At 62.7% G+C, this 16,472-nt stretch carries 17 protein-coding genes; 6 read left to right on the forward strand and 11 right to left on the reverse strand.

Annotation, left to right across the window (positions count from 1 at the left end):
* The 9 genes from FE811_RS14925 to FE811_RS14965 form a co-directional block, all read right to left on the reverse strand.
* On the reverse strand, positions 1 to 2,583 hold a 2,583-nt coding region (locus FE811_RS14925; RefSeq protein WP_181180874.1), incomplete at its 3' end, for a strawberry notch family protein.
* Between the two features lie 158 nt (positions 2,584 to 2,741).
* Positions 2,742 to 3,386 (reverse strand): antitoxin of toxin-antitoxin stability system, encoded by a 645-nt coding sequence (locus tag FE811_RS14930; protein ID WP_140847980.1) that lies wholly within the window; start codon positions 3,384 to 3,386, stop codon positions 2,742 to 2,744.
* Positions 3,379 to 3,795, reverse strand: a complete 417-nt coding sequence (locus tag FE811_RS14935; RefSeq protein ID WP_140847982.1) for a hypothetical protein — start codon at positions 3,793 to 3,795, stop codon at positions 3,379 to 3,381. Before FE811_RS14935 ends, FE811_RS14930 begins: the two co-directional genes overlap by 8 nt.
* 60 nt (positions 3,796 to 3,855) lie before the next feature.
* Positions 3,856 to 4,413: a hypothetical protein gene (locus FE811_RS14940; protein WP_140847985.1), complete on the reverse strand. Its 558-nt coding sequence runs from the start codon at positions 4,411 to 4,413 to the stop codon at positions 3,856 to 3,858.
* Between the two features lie 97 nt (positions 4,414 to 4,510).
* Entirely contained in the window at positions 4,511 to 4,879 is a 369-nt protein-coding gene (locus FE811_RS14945) for a thermonuclease family protein (protein ID WP_140847988.1), read from the reverse strand.
* A 175-nt stretch (positions 4,880 to 5,054) separates the two neighbouring features.
* Positions 5,055 to 5,219 carry a hypothetical protein gene (locus tag FE811_RS14950; protein ID WP_140847991.1) on the reverse strand — a complete coding sequence of 55 codons (165 nt, stop codon included), beginning with the start codon at positions 5,217 to 5,219 and terminating at the stop codon, positions 5,055 to 5,057.
* Between the two features lie 425 nt (positions 5,220 to 5,644).
* A complete protein-coding gene (locus tag FE811_RS14955) occupies positions 5,645 to 5,938 on the reverse strand; it encodes a hypothetical protein (RefSeq protein ID WP_140847994.1) in 294 nt (97 codons plus the stop codon).
* On the reverse strand, positions 5,935 to 6,270 hold the full coding sequence (locus FE811_RS14960; RefSeq protein WP_140847997.1) for a hypothetical protein: 336 nt from the start codon (positions 6,268 to 6,270) through the stop codon (positions 5,935 to 5,937). The genes FE811_RS14955 and FE811_RS14960 overlap by 4 nt, the downstream gene beginning before the upstream one ends.
* A gap of 100 nt (positions 6,271 to 6,370) precedes the next feature.
* Complete coding sequence (locus FE811_RS14965; protein WP_140848000.1) at positions 6,371 to 8,521, reverse strand: chromosome partitioning protein ParB; 2,151 nt, start codon at positions 8,519 to 8,521, stop codon at positions 6,371 to 6,373.
* A gap of 340 nt (positions 8,522 to 8,861) precedes the next feature.
* On the opposite strand from FE811_RS14965, the gene FE811_RS14970 reads away from it, so the two are divergent.
* Positions 8,862 to 9,500 carry a bifunctional 4-hydroxy-2-oxoglutarate aldolase/2-dehydro-3-deoxy-phosphogluconate aldolase gene (locus FE811_RS14970; protein ID WP_140848003.1) on the forward strand — a complete coding sequence of 213 codons (639 nt, stop codon included), beginning with the start codon at positions 8,862 to 8,864 and terminating at the stop codon, positions 9,498 to 9,500.
* A gap of 166 nt (positions 9,501 to 9,666) precedes the next feature.
* Here the strand turns inward: FE811_RS14970 and FE811_RS14975 are convergent, their stop codons facing one another.
* Both FE811_RS14975 and FE811_RS14980 read right to left on the reverse strand, forming a co-directional pair.
* Positions 9,667 to 10,620: an ArdC family protein gene (locus FE811_RS14975; protein ID WP_140848006.1), complete on the reverse strand. Its 954-nt coding sequence runs from the start codon at positions 10,618 to 10,620 to the stop codon at positions 9,667 to 9,669.
* Positions 10,621 to 10,791: 171 nt separating this feature from the next.
* Positions 10,792 to 11,070 carry a hypothetical protein gene (locus FE811_RS14980; RefSeq protein WP_140848009.1) on the reverse strand — a complete coding sequence of 93 codons (279 nt, stop codon included), beginning with the start codon at positions 11,068 to 11,070 and terminating at the stop codon, positions 10,792 to 10,794.
* A 330-nt stretch (positions 11,071 to 11,400) separates the two neighbouring features.
* Between FE811_RS14980 and FE811_RS14985 the strand changes: the two genes are divergently transcribed.
* From FE811_RS14985 to FE811_RS15005, 5 genes are all read left to right on the forward strand, one after another.
* A complete protein-coding gene (locus FE811_RS14985; RefSeq protein ID WP_140848012.1) occupies positions 11,401 to 11,703 on the forward strand; it encodes a DUF1778 domain-containing protein in 303 nt (100 codons plus the stop codon).
* Between the two features lie 78 nt (positions 11,704 to 11,781).
* Positions 11,782 to 12,216, forward strand: a complete 435-nt coding sequence (locus FE811_RS14990; protein ID WP_219848887.1) for a GNAT family N-acetyltransferase — start codon at positions 11,782 to 11,784, stop codon at positions 12,214 to 12,216.
* A gap of 10 nt (positions 12,217 to 12,226) precedes the next feature.
* On the forward strand, positions 12,227 to 13,555 hold the full coding sequence (locus FE811_RS14995) for an SIR2 family protein (protein ID WP_140848021.1): 1,329 nt from the start codon (positions 12,227 to 12,229) through the stop codon (positions 13,553 to 13,555).
* Positions 13,552 to 15,567, forward strand: a complete 2,016-nt coding sequence (locus tag FE811_RS15000; RefSeq protein ID WP_140848024.1) for an ATP-binding protein — start codon at positions 13,552 to 13,554, stop codon at positions 15,565 to 15,567. The genes FE811_RS14995 and FE811_RS15000 overlap by 4 nt, the downstream gene beginning before the upstream one ends.
* Entirely contained in the window at positions 15,564 to 16,466 is a 903-nt protein-coding gene (locus FE811_RS15005; RefSeq protein WP_255469740.1) for a 3'-5' exonuclease, read from the forward strand. The genes FE811_RS15000 and FE811_RS15005 overlap by 4 nt, the downstream gene beginning before the upstream one ends.
* The last annotated feature ends 6 nt before the right edge of the window (positions 16,467 to 16,472 follow it).

The raw sequence follows: 16,472 nt of genomic DNA on the forward strand, positions 1-16,472 counted from the left end.
ATTCGGAACTCTGGATAAGACGTATTCGCGCGGCGACAGGTCCATTTTCAGGTCGCCCCATTCCTCGGTGGGAATCTCCGCCAGGCGCCGTTCCATCAGCGCCTCGCCGGTCGAGACGATCTGGATGACGGCCGAATGGCCCGCCTCCAGATCGGCGGTGATCGAGCGAAGCAGCGTCGGGGTCTTCATGCTCGTCAACAGATGGCCGAAGAAGCGCTGCTTGGCGGACTCGAAGGCCGAGCGCGCGGCGGATTTGGCCTGCCGGTTCAGCGTGCCGGAGCCGCCGTCGCCGCCGGTGATGTTGGCGGCCTGCATCGCGGCGTCCAGGTTGTGGTGGATCACGGAAAACGCATCGGCATAGCTGTCGTAGATGCGGATCTGTTCCGGCGTCAGCTCGTGGTCGAGCAGTTCATATTCGACGCCGGCGAAACTGAGCGACCGTGCGGTGTAGAGACCGAGCGCCCGCAGGTCGCGGGCCAGCACCTCCATCGCCGCGACGCCGCCGGCCTCGATCGCCTCGATGAACTCGGCGCGGGTCGAGAACGGGAAATCCTCGCCACCCCAGAGGCCCAACCGCTGCGCATAGGCGAGATTGTGAACCGTGGTCGCCCCGGTGGCCGAGGCATAGACGACGCGAGCCTGCGGCAGGGCATGCTGGAGTCGCAGCCCGGCTCGGCCCTGCTGGCTGGCGGCGACGTCGCCGCGTTCTCCCTTGCCGCCTGCGGCGTTTTGCATCTGGTGGGCCTCGTCGAAAATCACCACCCCATCGAAGTCGGAGCCCAACCATTCGACGATCTGCCTGACCCTGGAAACCCTTTCTCCGCGATCATCGGAGCGCAGCGTAGCATAGGTTAAAAATAGGATGCCCTCGCCCAGCGTGATGGGCTTGCCTTGGGGGAATCGCGACAGCGGCGTGACCAGCAGCCGTTCCATGCCGAGGGCGCTCCAGTCCCTCTGGGCGTCTTCAAGCAATTTGTCCGACTTGCTGATCCAGACCGCCTTGCGACGGCCCTGCATCCAGTTGTCGAGGATAACGGCCGCAGATTCCCTGCCTTTACCGACGCCGGTGCCGTCCCCGATCATGAAGCCCTGCCGGAAACGGATGGCGCTCGTGGCGTCCTCCGGCGCGGCCGACAGGGTGTCGAAGGTCTCGTCCACCGTCCAGGCCCCGGCGAGGAAGCCAGCATGGGCCTCGCCGGCATAAATCACCGTCTCCAATTGCGCCTCGGACAGCTTGCCGAGAATGTCATCCGGCAGCACCGGCCGATAGCTCGGCTTTGGCGGCGCGATGCTCGCCATCGAGGCGGATTGCACGAGTTGCGTCGGATGCGCCTGCGCCCCGGCGATGCGAATGGTCTGAAGCCCGTAATCTTCATAGATCGCATCGGAGAGGCGGCCGTCCTCGGCCGGCGCCCAATCCACGGTCTCATAGGCGAGCGGCACCCCGTCCGGCTCGGCCAGCGGCGCGGCGGGTGCGGGTTTCGCAGCGCGGTTGACATAGCCGCGCACGGTGCGCGGCGCAGCCGGTCGTGCCACCGGCACGGCCAGGCCGGGATCGACCGGAAGCCGGGCCGGAAGCTGCGCCGCCAGCCAGTCCATCAAGGTGGCGACGTCCGGCGCGACCCCCGGCGCGGTCGGGAACACCGCTGGATCTTCGGCGGGCAGCTTGTCGATGACGGTAAGCCGCGTCGAAACGCTCGTGCCGTGCTTGGCATAGACGGAACCGTCGATGGCGGCGGAGAAGGTGACGCGCCCGCGTTCCTGCAGCCGGGTCCAGGAGGCGGTCCAGGCCGGATTGTCGGGTGCGAAGTTCGCTCCGGTGATGGTCACGAGCCGCCCGCCGGGCGCGAGGCGCGCGAGCGCCGAGGCGACATGGCGGAAGGCGGCATCGGCCATGCGGCCCTCAACATTGGCCATGACCGAGAATGGCGGGTTCATCAGCACCACGGTCGGGATCAGGCCGGGATCGAGGTGATCGTCGATCTGGGCGGCGTCGAACCGGGTGACGGACAGGGCCGGAAAGAGGGAAGACATGAGGCCGGCGCGGGCCTCGGCGAGTTCGTTGACGAGCAGCGTGCCACCGGCGATCTCGACCAGGATGGCGAGGAGCCCGGTCCCGGCCGAGGGTTCCAGCACCCGGTCGACGGGCGTGATCGCCGCCGCCGTCATCGCTGCGAAGCCGAGCGGGATCGGGGTCGAGAACTGCTGGAAGGTCTGGGCCTCTTCGGAGCGGCGCGTATGCGTCGGCATCAGCCCGGCGATCTTGCCGAGCTGCGGCAGGATCGCCGCCGGAGACCCGGACTTGCGGAAAAGCGCTTTTCCGTATTTGCGCAGGAAGAGGACGGTCGCCGCCTCGCAGGCGTCGTAGGCCAGCTTCCAGGTCCAGGCGCCGGTGGCATCAGAAGTGCCGAAACCCGCTTCCATGGCCGCGCGCAGCATGGCGGCGTCGATACGCTGGCCGCGTTCGAGATGCGGCAGCAGCAGCCCGGCAGCAGCGAAAACCTGCGCTGCGGTCTCGCCGTCATGGTCGAGCGGAAGCGGCGCGGCGGCGGATGCCGCCGCGGATGCGGAAATCATGTTCATCAGGGATTCCTCGGGAGAGCGGAAAAGGACCGAGCCGCGCAGCGCTCTCTCTCGACCGCACCGGCTCCAATCCCTTCCGGCCTCACTCTCCCTCTCAAGCCGTGGCGATAGCCGGCATGAAACAAGCGCCCGGCCGCCAGGCGGGGCGCTTGTCGAAATCAGCCGAACCGGCGGCCAGAGCCGGTGAAGGTATAGTCGTTGGCGACGATGCTCTCGTCGACCGCCTCGTCCGAGGTCAGGTATTCATATTCGCGCTCAAGCTGGCGATAGAGCCAGCGGGCAAGATCGCGCAGCGCCTCGATGACGATATCCTCGGTATCGGCGGTCATGTCCTGCCAGGTCGGGCTGTCGCGGGTGACGGAGATCGCCATGCAATATTCGTGGTAGTAATGACCGCGATGGGTGGCCTCGGCACGAAGCTGGTAGAAATTTCGCCGCTGCACCACCTGGAGGGCGTCGGCGATGCCGTGCAGCGTGGTATCCTGCGGCGCATAGGCCCGGATCGCGGCCGAGGCGTTCTTCCGGTAGGAATAGTAGCCCTCGAAACAGGCACCATCGCCCTGCGACCAGAAGCCCGAGAAGAAGATGCGGGGCTCCTGGCGCGATCCGCCACCCATGAGCCGGACGGTGCGGGTCTTGAAGTCGATGCCGAGAATCTCCGCGATCTGCTGGAAATCCTCATAAACCGCATCATACCAGTCGTAGTCGAAGCCGCCCTCGCGATACCAGGCACGGGCCTTGTCCTTCGCCTCGTCGGAAAGCTCGGCGAGCCGATAGACGGTGGTTTCGATGACTTCAGGCATAGGGGTCGCCTCCGTCCAGGACGATCTCCAGCCAACTGCCGCTGTAGATCCAGTCCACCGTCTCGCCGGTGGCGAGATCGAGAACATGCGCGCCGCCGCAAAAGGCGTTGACCCTGGCTTGCGAGCATGTCGTGGCATACTGGAAGCCCCATCGGCCGGTCAGGTCGAATGCCGACGCGCAGCGCTTGACGAACTGGATCACATGCTCGGGGTCGCCGGTCTCATCGTCGCGCATCCAGAGCTGGGTGCCGCCATGCTCGGGCTGGATCGACAGGAGGAATCCTTCCGAGGGAGGATCTTCGGCGGCATTTTCCTCCGACAGCGCGTTGTAGAGTTCGAGCGCGTGGGCGGCGTTTTCCGGAGTGCCCACGTCGAGCAGGCAGGAGAAATGGGTGAAATAGTTGGCCATGTCGGGCTCCTGAAAGGAGAAAGCCCGGCGCGGGGCCAGGCGAGGATGTGGAAGAAGGTATCAGGCGGCCTGCGGCAGACGCAGAAGGTCCGCGGCGGTCTCGCGCCAATAGGGATCGACCAGTCGCGCCTCGAGCAGGCTGGCGCGATAACGATGACCACGGGCTGCCCTGTGATCACACCGACCGGAGGCGGCGAAGGCCAGCCCGCGCAAGCGGCTGGCTTCGGTGACGATGCGGCGGGCCTCCGCGTCTGAGGCGACCGGCTGCTTCCAGAGGATAATTCCAGCCCGGATCTCTCCAGCGAGAACCAGACCGAGATCGCCATCCTGAATGGTGATCACGCGCGGGCGAAAGCGCAGCGTCTCGTCCGTGCTGACGCGAATGTCGCCGCGCGCGACGCGCTGGCTGGCAAGGATCATGGCCTCTTCGGCGGATGCTGATTGGCCGATGACAACCGTGCGGTCGAATTCATCGGCGCCGTCGAGGCCCTCGTAACCGGCGATGCCGATGCAGGTGAGGCGTAGCGGCAGCTTCTGCGCATGGCGAAGCCGGGGCAGCACCTCGCGCGTGATGATGGCGCCAATGGCGGTAAAGCCGGGCTGGGGGGAATGGGTCATGGGGCTTGCTCCACGACGGGCGGCGGAAGCCTCTCTTCCGCCTGCAACCCGTCACGGCCAACCGGCCCGCCCTCTCACTCTCCTGTGTCGGGGTGGATCAGCACCACGGTTCGCGGCGTCCCGCCCAGGTTCGGGCCAGCCCCTCGCTGACGAGAATATCTCCGACATCTCGGCCCTCGACGCGGATCGCCGCCAGGGTCCGGCCGTATCGGTCGGTGCCCTGGCGCAGGATTTCGACCCGCCGGCCCTTCAGAAGCTCGGCCAGCCTGATCTTCGATTGCAGCGCGAGGCCGGATTCATACAAGCATTGCCCTTCAATCTCGGGGGCGTCGATATTGAAGATCCGGACGGCCTCGGATTGCCGTGTCGTGCCCAGCCGGATGGAGTCCCCGTCCCAGACACGGATTTCGGCGGATTCGCAGGATGCCGTGCAGAGCAGGACGGAAACGACGATGTGGCTGAGCATGGCGAACGGCTTTCATCTTGAAGGAGCGAAATCGGCGGGATCGCCGACGGTTCTTTCCGATGCTGGCCGAAATCGCAATGTGAACCGGCACGCAAGCGGCAATCGGTGGTGATTGTCGGGAGAAGGCCCGGCTGCGCCTGGGCACCGGGCCGTCGGGGTGAGGCGCTTTCGCGCCTCAGCTCCATGGATCGAGTTCCAGCTTCACCATGTCCTCGTCGCCGTCGAACTCGTCGGCGGGCATGGCGGCATGGGTTCCGTCCCCGGCCTGAAATACGACGATCGAGACCATCAGCGTGGAAGCGAGGCTGGCGGCGAAGGCGGTGGCATCTGCATAGGACATGGGGTTCCGGCTCCTGTCTTTGGAGGCGGGGGACCATCCCCCGCGCGACAGGCGCCCGAAGTGTCCGGCCGGATCTGCAATCACCCTCGCGCGTTCGGGAATGCCCCGAATCCGCGAGGGCGGCACGCTCGCGTAAGCCGACCCCTTGCGGGTTGATTGACGAAGAAACGGTTGGACCAAGGTTCGCGAATGGAAGCGGGGGATGGGGCCTTGCCTCTGACGGGATGCCGGGAAACCTGTCGCAGATGCCTCGCCGCGCCAGCCTTGTTTTCGGGATGATTTCCCCGATTTGTTTCAGGCCGGGGATGGAATCCGCATTTCCGCCGCGAGAAACTGACAGCACAATGGTGAAGCTGGTACTCGATCCATGCTGCCTGTGCAGGTCTACCCGACGGCCCTGTGCCCAGGCGCAAGGTGCGCGCCGTTCAGTTCCAGAGCCCATCCGCAATCTCGCGGGCGATCAACGCGCGGGCCTTCGTCATCACATCATCGCCGGAGGTGTCGATATGACCGTAAAACCGCGTCCGCGCGCCATCGGCGGTCCAATCCGCATAGTGGCAGTATTCGCGGGCATCGAGCCGGAAGGCGCGCATATCCTCGGCCCAATGCGGCTTCGGCTCCACAACAACGGTGATGCCATCGCGCGTTTCCTCCCAAGGAAGCGACCGCTCCGAGGGGGGATTGCTGCGGTCGTCGGCGAAGATTTCATCGACGGTCATCGCGACGTGCCTCCGTCTACGGCTTTTTGTGGTTCGCCCGCCAGACGGGCAAGGGCGTGACGACCGATTTCGAGTTGGCAGGTTTGCGTCGAGAAGAACTCGTCGCGCTCCATCATACGGTCGAAATACTCGCCGCCGATCTGCTCGATGGGCGGAGGGTCGTCGTCAAAGGCATCGTTCCACCACTCCAGGGCGAGGTTGGTGCGCCACTTCATCGCTTCCTCGCAGTCAAGAAAGACACGAACGTCCGTCCCATGTCGATGTTCGTAGATGGCGACATGAACGGGCAACTGGATGGCTTGATCGTGGCCGGGTTGAGGGTCGGATGTCATTGACGGGTCTCCTGAGACAAAAATGGCCCGGCGAGGAGCCGGGCCTTGGAGTGAAAGGGAAGGAAAGCGGGACGACCGAGGGCCGCCCCGCCGGGATGCTTCACTCGGCGGCAACGAGGGCGGTCGCATCGGCATCGGGGGCAACCTCTTCATCGTCACCGGCGAGGAAGTCGGGCAGCGCAACGCCGTCCTCGTCCTGATCGGTCGCGCTATCCACTGCCTGCGCGTCCACCGCAGGACGCAGCGGCTCCGGCAGCCAGCCGGTATCGGCCAGGAGCCGTTCGGCCTCCGTGGCCATATCGCCCTTCTTGAGATGGGCGATGAGATCGGCGGCGCGATCACCCGCGCCCTCGCGCACCGCTTCGAGGATTCGGGTCTTGGTGACACGGCCCAGGTAGGTCTCAACCGTGGGTTTCCAGCCCGCCTCGACGAGATCGAGCCCGGTGGCCTGAGCAAGCCGTTCCGCCTCGGCCATGCGGCGGTCGAGACCGTGCTGCGAAATGCCGTTGCCCGAATAGGGGTTGGGTCGTTCGTAGAGGGCATTGACGCCGAAGCTGACGCAATGGGCGAGTAGCGCGAGACGGCTCGCATCGTCGAGGCCGTCAATCCAGTCCCAGAGGCGCGCATCGTCACCGAAGGGGATATCGCCCCGCCAGGATTCCGCGCGTTCGTCGATCAGCTTGGCGGCGGCACTGTCCGCGAGCCCGGTCGCGTCGGCCGGAAGGTGGATGTGACGCACGGCGGCGTAGAGGCTCGTCCCCGACGTGGACGTGCGCTCGAAGGTGTCGAGCACGAGCTTGTGCAGCAGGGCCGTCATGGCGACATGCGGATTTTCGGCGACCGCATTGCGCAGCGCCAGCGTCCGCCAGGCGGTCAGGTCGATGACCAGCCGCTCGGGCAGCGGCTTGACGGCATCGTCCTCATCATCGTCACCATCCGGGACGGGCTCGCCGCCGACGGTGATGACGGCGCGTTGCAGGGCGTCGGGATCGGCCGGGTCCGAAGGTTCCCCGGTATTCTCGCCGTCGACAGTCTCGGGTTTCTCGTCCTCGGGGCGAACATAGCCGCTGCTGACGACCAGCTCGCCGTCGCGGTCGATGCTGACGAACACGCCGGCTCGCGCAATATCCTCCGGGGCGAAGGTGACGGGCCGGTTCTCGAACGCTTCCAGCTCGGCTTCGATTTCCCCGAGCCGTTGATCGACGTCATCGGGCAATTCCTCAGCCTCGGCGTATCGCGATTCGAGTTCGTCATACTCATCGCGCAGTGCCTCGCGGCTGGCGCGCTCCTCGTCGGTCAGCTCTTGGGTCACACCAACCAACCGGCGCAGGCCGTTGGCGTAGCCGTAGGGAAGCTCGACCGAGGCGTCGATCCATCTCCAGCCCTGGCCCGCGATCTCGTCGGCAACAGAGCGCAGCTTCTCCTCGACCAGACGGTCGAGAAGCGTGACGTCCTGCAACCAGCCGCCGTTCTCTTCGGAGAAGAGATCGCGCAGCACGGGGCCGCCCGCCGCTTCGTAGGCATCGATGCCGATGAAGCGGGCACGCTTATCGGCGGCCGGAACCGTAGTCTCGGTCAGCAGGCTGCGGATCTGCCAGGGCTCCTTCTGCCAGGAATTGCTGATCCGTTCCCAGACCTGCTGCTGACGCTCATGGTCGGGGTTGACGGTGAAGGCTTCCAGCATCGCCAGCGTCATCTCGTTTTTCGCGTAGGCGTCGAGCAGGGACGGCGCGACGGTCGCGAGACGCAGACGCTGCATGATGTAGCGGGGGGTGGTCCGCCAGGCATCGGCGATTTCTTCCTTCGACATGCCCATGTCGAACATGCGCTTGAAGGCCTTGAACTGGTCGAGCGGGTGCAGCGCGAGGCGCAGCAGGTTCTCGGCCAAAGAATCGTCGACCGCCGAGGTCTTGGCATCGGCCTTCTTGACGATGCAGGGGACGAGGCCATCGGCCGGGAAACGACCGGCTTCCACGAGCCGCGCGATGGACCTGTAGCGACGGCCGCCAGCAGGAGTCTCGAAGTCGCCGGACTCGTTGCCGTCTTCGTCGAGGATGGCGCGGACATTGAGGCCCTGCACGAGATCCTCGCGGCGCTCGATGTCATGGGTGAGTTCGTCCAGACCGGCCTCAACGTCGATCTCGCGCACGTTGTCGGCGGACAGACGAATGCGGTTGAAGGGAATGTCTCGCGCCCGCGAGAACTCGATCATCTGGAGGGCGGGCTTCTTTTTCTTGGCAGCTCGGGCCATGGTGGTCGTCTCCGCGACGGGCGCCGAGAGCCTCTCTCTCGACCCTAAACCCGTCACGAAGCGAAGCGCCGCCCTCTTACTCTAAAAAGGCAGCGTCATATATTTCGATTCAACTCGCCAGCGTGCCTTTGCATGGCAACGCAGTGAGTTTTCCTGTGGCCGTGCCGAGTTGTCCGGTTCGGTCAAGCAGACGGGGTGAACGAAACGCCCTTGCGTCAAGCTGCTAGTCGCCATCGTGCTACTGCATTTTTTTCATCTTGCGGTACCGCTAACACTTGTTCCTGCGCGTTGGTGCGATATGACCCACTCTTAGCCAACAATTGGAACAGGAGATATTTTATTGCTCCCTGAACAGCAGTCACAGCAGACGCGCGCGCTTTGCCAACTCGCTCCGGTGATCCCCGTACTTGTCGTCGGCGACGTTGCGCATGCCGAAGGATTGGCGACGGCATTGGTGAAGGGTGGCTTACCCGTTCTTGAAGTGACTTTGCGTACCTCGGTCGCACTCGACGTCATCCGCGAGATGGCCAAGGTGCCCGGCGGGCATGTAGGTGCTGGGACTGTACTGACTCCCGACGATGCAAAGCGCGCCAAGGAAGCGGGCGCCAGCTTCGCGGTGTCGCCAGGCTTTACAGATCGGCTGGCACACGCCTGCGAGGATATCGGCCTGCCGTTGCTTCCCGGTGCCGTCACCGCTTCCGAGGTGATGCGAGCAATGGAATTGGGCTATTCAATGTTGAAATTTTTCCCCGCGGAAGCGGCTGGTGGTGCGAAGTCGCTGAAGTCACTTTTGGGGCCGCTCCCACAGGTGAGTTTTTGTCCGACCGGCGGTGTGACACCCCAAAACGCCTCGGAGTATCTAGCGCTGCCAAATGTGCTGTGCGTGGGTGGCAGCTGGGTCGTGTCGGACGTTCATCTTGCCGACAAGGACTGGGGTGCGGTAGAGGCGCTTGCGCGGCAAGCATGTGCTCTAGCTTAGCCCGAAGGTCAGGAACCCCACCGCCGCTATTCATCGAGGGAAGTCCGACAGAAAGTTCACCGGTGATGTGCGAGAGGCCGATCTGCGAGTAGGCTGTCCCGGTATGTCGGGATACCTACCGTACTCTCAGGAGCAGGGATCGAGCCGGGAAAGGCGAGCGCGTTCATCACGCTGCCTCCCGCTCATCATCGGCCGTGCCGATCCCGTCCGCATCTGGGAGGAAGGAAAGAATCCAGTCCGCCGCCTTGCTCGCCTGTGAGGCAGCGCGGACGATGGCGCGGTTGTCCTCGCGCAGCACTTCGAGCCAGGAGCCGATGTAATCGGCATGGCGCACGGTCGGCACGATGCCGAGCGAGGCACAGCAGAAGGCGGCGCTGATCTCGGCGATCAGTTCCTCGAAGGCGTATTTCTTGGTGCCGAAGCTGCCGGAGAAATCGCGGGCCAGACGGGACGCATGGCCCGTGGCGTGACCCAGCTCATGCAGGGCCGTCCGGTGCCAGTTGATCGACTCGAAGAAGGCTTGCGGAGGCGGCACGACCACATGGTCGAGGGCCGGGACGTAATAGGCGCGATCCCCGCCGATGCGGAAGTCGATGCCGGTTGCCTTGATCAGCGCCTCGACCCTCGGCTCGATCATGCCGGGCGGCGGTGGCGGCATGGCGACAGCGATGTCCTCGGGCAGACCCTCGCATTGCGCGGTGTTGAACACGGTGAAGCGCTTCAGGAAGGCGATCTTCCCCGGCTCTTCCCCGGTTTCGCGCGCGCGCCGCTTTTCGTCCTCGGGCGTGAAGCGGTCGGCATAGACGACGGTGGTGCCGCGCTCGCCCTTGCGGACATTGCCGCCGAGCGACTGCGCCTGACGGTAGGTGAGCCAGCCCTGTCCGGGGAAGCCGTGCTGGATAACCGCGCCCCAGAGGATCAGGATATTGATGCCGCTATAGGCGCGGCCGGTGCTGGCGTTCTGCGGCAGGCCGAGAGGAGCGCCCACCGTGGCCTTGCCCCATGGCTGTGCCCAAGGGAAGCGACCGGCCTCCAGTTCGGCGATGATCTTGTCGGTGATTTCGTCATAGAGGTTCGTCCGGTCCGAGCCGGAGCCTGGGGTGCGGTCATGTCTCGACATCGCGGTTCTCCGCGACGGGCGCCGTCGGACTCTCCTCCGGCTTTCAACCCGTCACGGCAAACCCCGTCCGCACTCTCACTTTAAAGGGGGCGTTGCGGGGTCTCCCCGCAGAAGGGGGTGCGCCGGCAACGCAGTGCCGGCCAGGGGGAAGGCTTTCCCCCGCAAAACCCGTCAGGAGCGCCGGTGTTTCCGCATCTCGTCGTCGGCAATAGCCTGCACGACCTTCATGTCCATCTGCACGACGGGGGAGAGACGTGCGACCTCGGAAACTACCTTCGCCCAGTGCCAGAACCCGGACCTGTCCGCCTGGGCGCGGCTGCGTGAGGCAAGACGCTGCGCCTCATAATAGGCTTCGCGCCCATGCTGTTCGATCAAGGCGCGCGCGTCCTGTTGCCATCGCCGACGGATCTGCCGCCTGTTCTCGATCCAGCCGGCAAGGATGCGAAACATTCAACCTCGCTTTCCGGGCCTTCGCCGAAGTGCGCTAAGCGCGTTTGATCTCGATAGGCTACCTGACCACAAAATCAGCGAATACTCGCGAAGTCTTTGTGCTTTTGCGGCGCTGGGAACGCAGCATCGTGGTTCCAAGGCAATTGTGCAACAATCTGTTGCACAATTGCCCGTTCCGGCCGGAGCCGCCGAGTTCCCGGCTAGCCCTGATGAAATCTGCCTCTTCGCTTCATGGCGACGCCGGCGGCGTTATCCTTTCGCTGGCAGGGCTGCATCTTGATTTTTCCGGCCAATGGCCGTACATATCTTCGATAGATTGGAGATCGAAAAATGGCTGAAGCAGCAAAGAGGTCCGCGACTGGCCGTGTCCGAGGGGAACGCCTTGAGACGCGCGTGACCGCTGACCAGAAGCGTCTGATCGAACATGCCGCTGCCCTGCAAGGCCGCTCCGTGACGGATTTCGTTCTGACGAGCCTGCAGGATGCGGCGCGGCGCGCCATCGAGGAGCATCAGCATCTGGAGCTTTCGGTGCGCGACAGCCAGGCGTTCGTCCAGGCTCTGGTCGAACCGCAGCCGATCAACGAGCGGCTGCGCGACACCATCCGCCGCTATCGCGAGAGAACGGGCGTCTGACGCGTGGGGGGAGCAGATGACATCCTGCGGGTCGAGGTTCTCGGCCCGCAACATGACCGATCGGGGTTCGAAAGCGGTGTGGAGCCGCTCGACCGATACTTCCGGACGCAGGCCGGACAGGACGCCAGAAAGAAGATGGCGGCGCCCTTTGTTCTTGTGCTGAAGGATGGCAGCATCGCCGGATATTACACGCTCTCGTCGACGGCGGTGCGACTTCCGGAACTGCCGGCTGCGACTGTCCGCAAGCTGCCGCGCTACCCATTGATCCCGGCGACCTTGCTGGGTCGCCTTGCCGTCGATCAGCGCTATCAGGGAAGAGGTTATGGTCGATTTCTTCTCGCAGACGCGCTCTTCCGGGCCGTGCGCAGCGAGATCGCGTCCTTCGCGGTGATCGTGGACGCCAAGGATGAGAGCGCGAAGCGCTTCTACGAGCGCGAGAGTTTTTTGTCGTTTCCGGATCAGCCGATGAAGTTGTTCCGGCCGATGGCGGATATTGAAGCATTGTTCAAATGAGGGGGTGTTCGTGGCGGATTCCGATGGAGAAGAACCTGAGAAATTGACATTCAAATTTCTACGGGGCGTCGAGGCTGATGCCGGTGAGCTTGAATGGCCGGCTGGCGCCGATGTCGTCAGAAAAGCGCTGTCGGAATCGCTGAACGCAAAAAATGTGGCGTTCCTGCTCGGGGCAGGATGCTCGTCGTATTACGTCAAGGAAACGGACATTTTCGACGAGGAGGTCTGGCGAGAGCTTGGTATTCCGACCATGGCACCTCTCGCCAAGGAGTTCACGAAGGCGCGGGCCGCCGACGAGGCAGGGTTCCCGACCGCCGCCGAGCGGAAAGTCCTCATTGACGAGTTCGGGATCGATATTGCGGACAAGGAATATGCCCGCAACCTCGAACGGTTGATGGAGCTGCTGTTCAGCCTTCGGTTCTCGCTCTCTCGAAGCACGCTTGCCAAGGCCAAGGACAATCTGAAGGTCGTCAATTCGATCATCCAGAAGGTGCAGGCGTTCCTGTGGGGAAAATGCACGAACGGAGCGTTCGCCAATGGCGACAGCACTGTCGGAACGCTCTACGAGACATTCTACAGAAAGCTGGTTCTGCGCGACCGATCGTTGCCGCGTCCGTGGATTTTCACCACCAACTACGATCTTTTCAACGAGACGGCGATGGACCGGCTCGGCCTTCCTTATGCCAACGGCTTCTCCGGCGTGGTCGAGCGCCGCTTCAATCCGGCGACGTTTCGCTACGCACTCGCCGAGCAACTCGATCTGACCAACCGGAAATGGTCGGCCGTGGATGGCTTTGTCTATCTCTGCAAGATCCATGGGTCGATCAGCTGGACCGAAGACGATCACGGCCTGTTCCCGATCCGCGAGGCGGCCGTCTCGAAGGGGTCGAAACCGGGGAAGGTCATGATTTACCCCACTCCCGCGAAGCAAAACTCCAGCCTCGGATCGCCCTATGCCGACCTGTTTCGCGAGTTCCAGTCGCGTATCGTGAGGGAGCAAAGCGTTCTTTTCACCATGGGGTATGCCTTCGGCGACGAGCATATCAACAATATTATTTACCAGGCGCTCACCATACCCACCTTCCGCCTGATAATCTTCGTCGATCCGACCCTTGAGGGAGAGGTGGCGAAGCTCCGCGCCCTGAACGATCCCCGGATCTGGATCATCGGGGGCAGCGGTCCGGAGGCCGAGCGCAAGGCGCATTATTTCGATACGATCATCGAAGAGTTTATGCCGCAGCGGCCGAGCGAGCGCATCGACGATGCGATCCGCAAGGTGCTGGAGGCAATGTCTCCCAAGAAGGCCGAAGCTCCCTCCGCCGGTGGAGAGAGCGAATGAGCCGCGATGACCGCAAACGCGCCATCGGTAAGGTAGTCTCCGTCGCGGCAGATCGCTTCGTCGTCGAGATGCACGCCGGCACCGACAATTTCACTATCGTCGGGTTCGACGATGTTCACTACGTCGCCCGTCTCGGCTCGTTCCTGATGATTCCGGTTCAGACAGAATACGTCGTGGTCGAGGTCGTCGGCCTGCGAGAGCGGGACATCGCAAGCGCCGGGCGCGGGGAAGGGGAATTGGACAAGGCGGCGTCCGCAAAGTATCTCGACGTCGTGCCGGTTGGGATGCTGCCTCAGAAGCGTGGCGATCCGTTCCGCTTCGGTGTCTCCATCTTTCCGTCTCTCTACGCGGATGCACTATATGCTCTCGATGCGGAACTGGATCGTGTGTTCGAGACTGACAGGCCGAGCGAACCTGCGCCGGGCTTGAATGGCGCTGGACCAGTGCCTGATGATGCGACGCGCTTTCGTGCGCTTTCGATCGGTCGCTCGGTCGTGTTCGAGGGCTACGACGTCAAAGTCCGCATCGACGATTTTTTCGGTGGCCATACCGCTGTCCTCGGGAATACGGGGAGTGGAAAGTCATGCACCGTTGCGTCAGTGCTCCAGTCATTGTTCGACAAGGCGGACGAGTTTCACGCCCGAGGAGCGACCTTCGTGGTCTTCGACGTGAACGGCGAATACGCCAATGCGCTGATGCCACTCGCCAAAGAGAAGGGCATCGGCGTCGCCCATGTCGTGCTGGATGGGACAGCGTCCGACGGAAAGTTCCGCCTTCCGCATTGGTTCCTGGAGCAATCCGAATGGGAGTTGCTACTGCAAGCCAGCGAGCGGACCCAAATTCCGATTCTTCGTACAGCTTTGGGGCTTACAGGGCTGTTTCGGGAGAGCACTCCGGAAGCGCTGGCGATCAAGGAGCACTTTGTCGCCACCTGTATCATTGAATGCTTCCGGGGTGCTGATGGGGACTCGCCGGTCGCGAAATTTCAGCGTGTCGTGTCATTGTTGCAGAAATATCCGACGAAAGACCTAAATACAAACCTTCTGCAAAAATACGGGGCAAACTACCAGTATGGCAATTTCTCCGGCGGAAATCTGGCTCCATTCCTAGATGAGGTTAGGAAAAAGCTCCGGGAAGATGTTGATCTGCCATCCTACAGTCGGGCGCCGTTTACATTTGCTGATCTCGAAGAATGCCTGGATTTTGCAATCCTTTACGAAGAGGCGCATGGCAACAGGCAAATTCGTGACTACTGCTCCCAAATGTTTACGCGGTTTAAGTCGCTCCGCGATAGGTCCGAATATGCCTTCCTGCGGTATGACATCAAGCCGGGTGAATCCATACCGACCATGGAGGCTTTCCTTGAACAACTCCTTGGGCTGTCAAAGAACGGCGTGAATTGGCAAAAACGCCATCAGATCATCATCGTCGACATGAATTCGATTGAAGACGAGGTGGTTGAACTGGTCTCATCGGTACTCGCACGGATGACTTTCCGCTTGCTCAGGCAAGCCGAACCAAGGAACCGTTTTCCCGTCCACCTCTTGCTTGAGGAGGCCCATCGCTACATCTCTGAGACTCCCTCAAAATTCGCGATCGACGCCAGCAAGATCTACGAGCGTATCGCCAAGGAGGGGCGAAAGTACGGGCTTTTCTTGTTGGTCGCCTCGCAACGACCGAGCGAACTTTCGAAAACCGTTCTCTCGCAATGCTCGAATTTTGTCGTTCATAGAATCCAGAATCCGGATGACCTCTCCCAAATCCGGCAGATGACGCCATTCATCTCAGACGCGGTTCTGAAGCGTTTGCCGTCTTTGCCGAAACAGCACGCGCTCGTCTTCGGAACATCTGTGAACCTCCCAACCACCTTCAAGGTCCGGGAGGCGAAACCGCTGCCGAAAAGCGATGACGCGAAGATCAGGGAACTCTGGTTCCACGAAGATGGACGGGCTGCCCTGGTCAGGATTGCACCACCTGGCTCAGGAGGCGCCGCCGATCCGGCCACAGCATGATGGACCAGCCGGATGCAGTAGCGCTGGAAGCTGCGGCAGCTCTCCTGGAGGCGAGCCAAGACTATCAGGTTCTTCGTCGCCTGCAGCCGCGTGCGCCAGTTTCGGGGATACCCGAACAGGATATCCGTCTCGGGCTGTTCGTGGACGTGGAAACGACAGGTCTCGATCCTTCGAAGGACGAGATCATAGAGCTTGCTATGGTGCCATTCCGGTATTCTCTCGATGGCATCATCGTAGATGTCGGAGAGCCGTTTGATCGGCTCCGAGAGCCATCGGCGCCTATACCTGCCTCGATAACCGCATTGACAGGCATAGACGATGCGATGGTGGCTGGCCAAAGGATCAATCAGGAGGAGGTTACGCAATTCGCGCTTTCCGCCGCTGTCGTCATTGCCCACAACGCTGCTTTTGATCGCAAGTTTCTTGAGCGCTTCTGCCCGTCGTTTTCGTTCAAGCCCTGGGCCTGCTCGATGTCGGAGATAGACTGGGCCGCGGAGGGGTTCGAGGGCACCAAGCTTGCATATCTCGCGGTGGGTTGTGGCTTCTTCTATGATCGGCATCGCGCGGCGAATGACTGTTTGGCGGCGGTGGAGGTGCTGTCGCGTGCACTTCCGAAGTCCGGCGTCAACGCACTTGCCCACCTGCTCGCGCGTGCTCGCCTGCCGACATGGCGTATCTGGGCCGAAGGCTCGCCCTTCGAGTTCAAGGATCAGCTCAAGTCGCGGGGGTATCGTTGGAACGGAGAGGAGAACGGCCGTCCCCGTGCTTGGTACATCGATGTCGCGGATGAGCAGAGAGAAGCAGAACTGGCCTTTCTGAAGAAGGAAATCTATCAGCGCGACGTTGACCTGAAACCTTCCAGGATCACGGCCTATGAACGGTTTTCTGAGCGAGTGTAGATGGCA

This window comes from Paracoccus sp. FO-3, assembly GCF_006386455.1.
In the GTDB taxonomy this organism is placed as follows: domain Bacteria; phylum Pseudomonadota; class Alphaproteobacteria; order Rhodobacterales; family Rhodobacteraceae; genus Paracoccus; species Paracoccus versutus.

Bases quoted from the DNA above. Each gene is read 5' to 3' on its own strand.
- FE811_RS14930 (WP_140847980.1), bottom strand. From the start codon at position 3,386: ATGCCTGAAGTCATCGAAACCACCGTCTATCGGCTCGCCGAGCTTTCC.
- FE811_RS14935 (WP_140847982.1), bottom strand. From the start codon at position 3,795: ATGGCCAACTATTTCACCCATTTCTCCTGCCTGCTCGACGTGGGCACT.
- FE811_RS14940 (WP_140847985.1), bottom strand. From the start codon at position 4,413: ATGACCCATTCCCCCCAGCCCGGCTTTACCGCCATTGGCGCCATCATC.
- FE811_RS14945 (WP_140847988.1), bottom strand. From the start codon at position 4,879: ATGCTCAGCCACATCGTCGTTTCCGTCCTGCTCTGCACGGCATCCTGC.
- FE811_RS14950 (WP_140847991.1), bottom strand. From the start codon at position 5,219: ATGTCCTATGCAGATGCCACCGCCTTCGCCGCCAGCCTCGCTTCCACG.
- FE811_RS14955 (WP_140847994.1), bottom strand. From the start codon at position 5,938: ATGACCGTCGATGAAATCTTCGCCGACGACCGCAGCAATCCCCCCTCG.
- FE811_RS14960 (WP_140847997.1), bottom strand. From the start codon at position 6,270: ATGACATCCGACCCTCAACCCGGCCACGATCAAGCCATCCAGTTGCCC.
- FE811_RS14965 (WP_140848000.1), bottom strand. From the start codon at position 8,521: ATGGCCCGAGCTGCCAAGAAAAAGAAGCCCGCCCTCCAGATGATCGAG.
- FE811_RS14975 (WP_140848006.1), bottom strand. From the start codon at position 10,620: ATGTCGAGACATGACCGCACCCCAGGCTCCGGCTCGGACCGGACGAAC.
- FE811_RS14980 (WP_140848009.1), bottom strand. From the start codon at position 11,070: ATGTTTCGCATCCTTGCCGGCTGGATCGAGAACAGGCGGCAGATCCGT.
- FE811_RS14985 (WP_140848012.1), top strand. From the start codon at position 11,401: ATGGCTGAAGCAGCAAAGAGGTCCGCGACTGGCCGTGTCCGAGGGGAA.
- FE811_RS15000 (WP_140848024.1), top strand. From the start codon at position 13,552: ATGAGCCGCGATGACCGCAAACGCGCCATCGGTAAGGTAGTCTCCGTC.
- FE811_RS15005 (WP_255469740.1), top strand. From the start codon at position 15,564: ATGATGGACCAGCCGGATGCAGTAGCGCTGGAAGCTGCGGCAGCTCTC.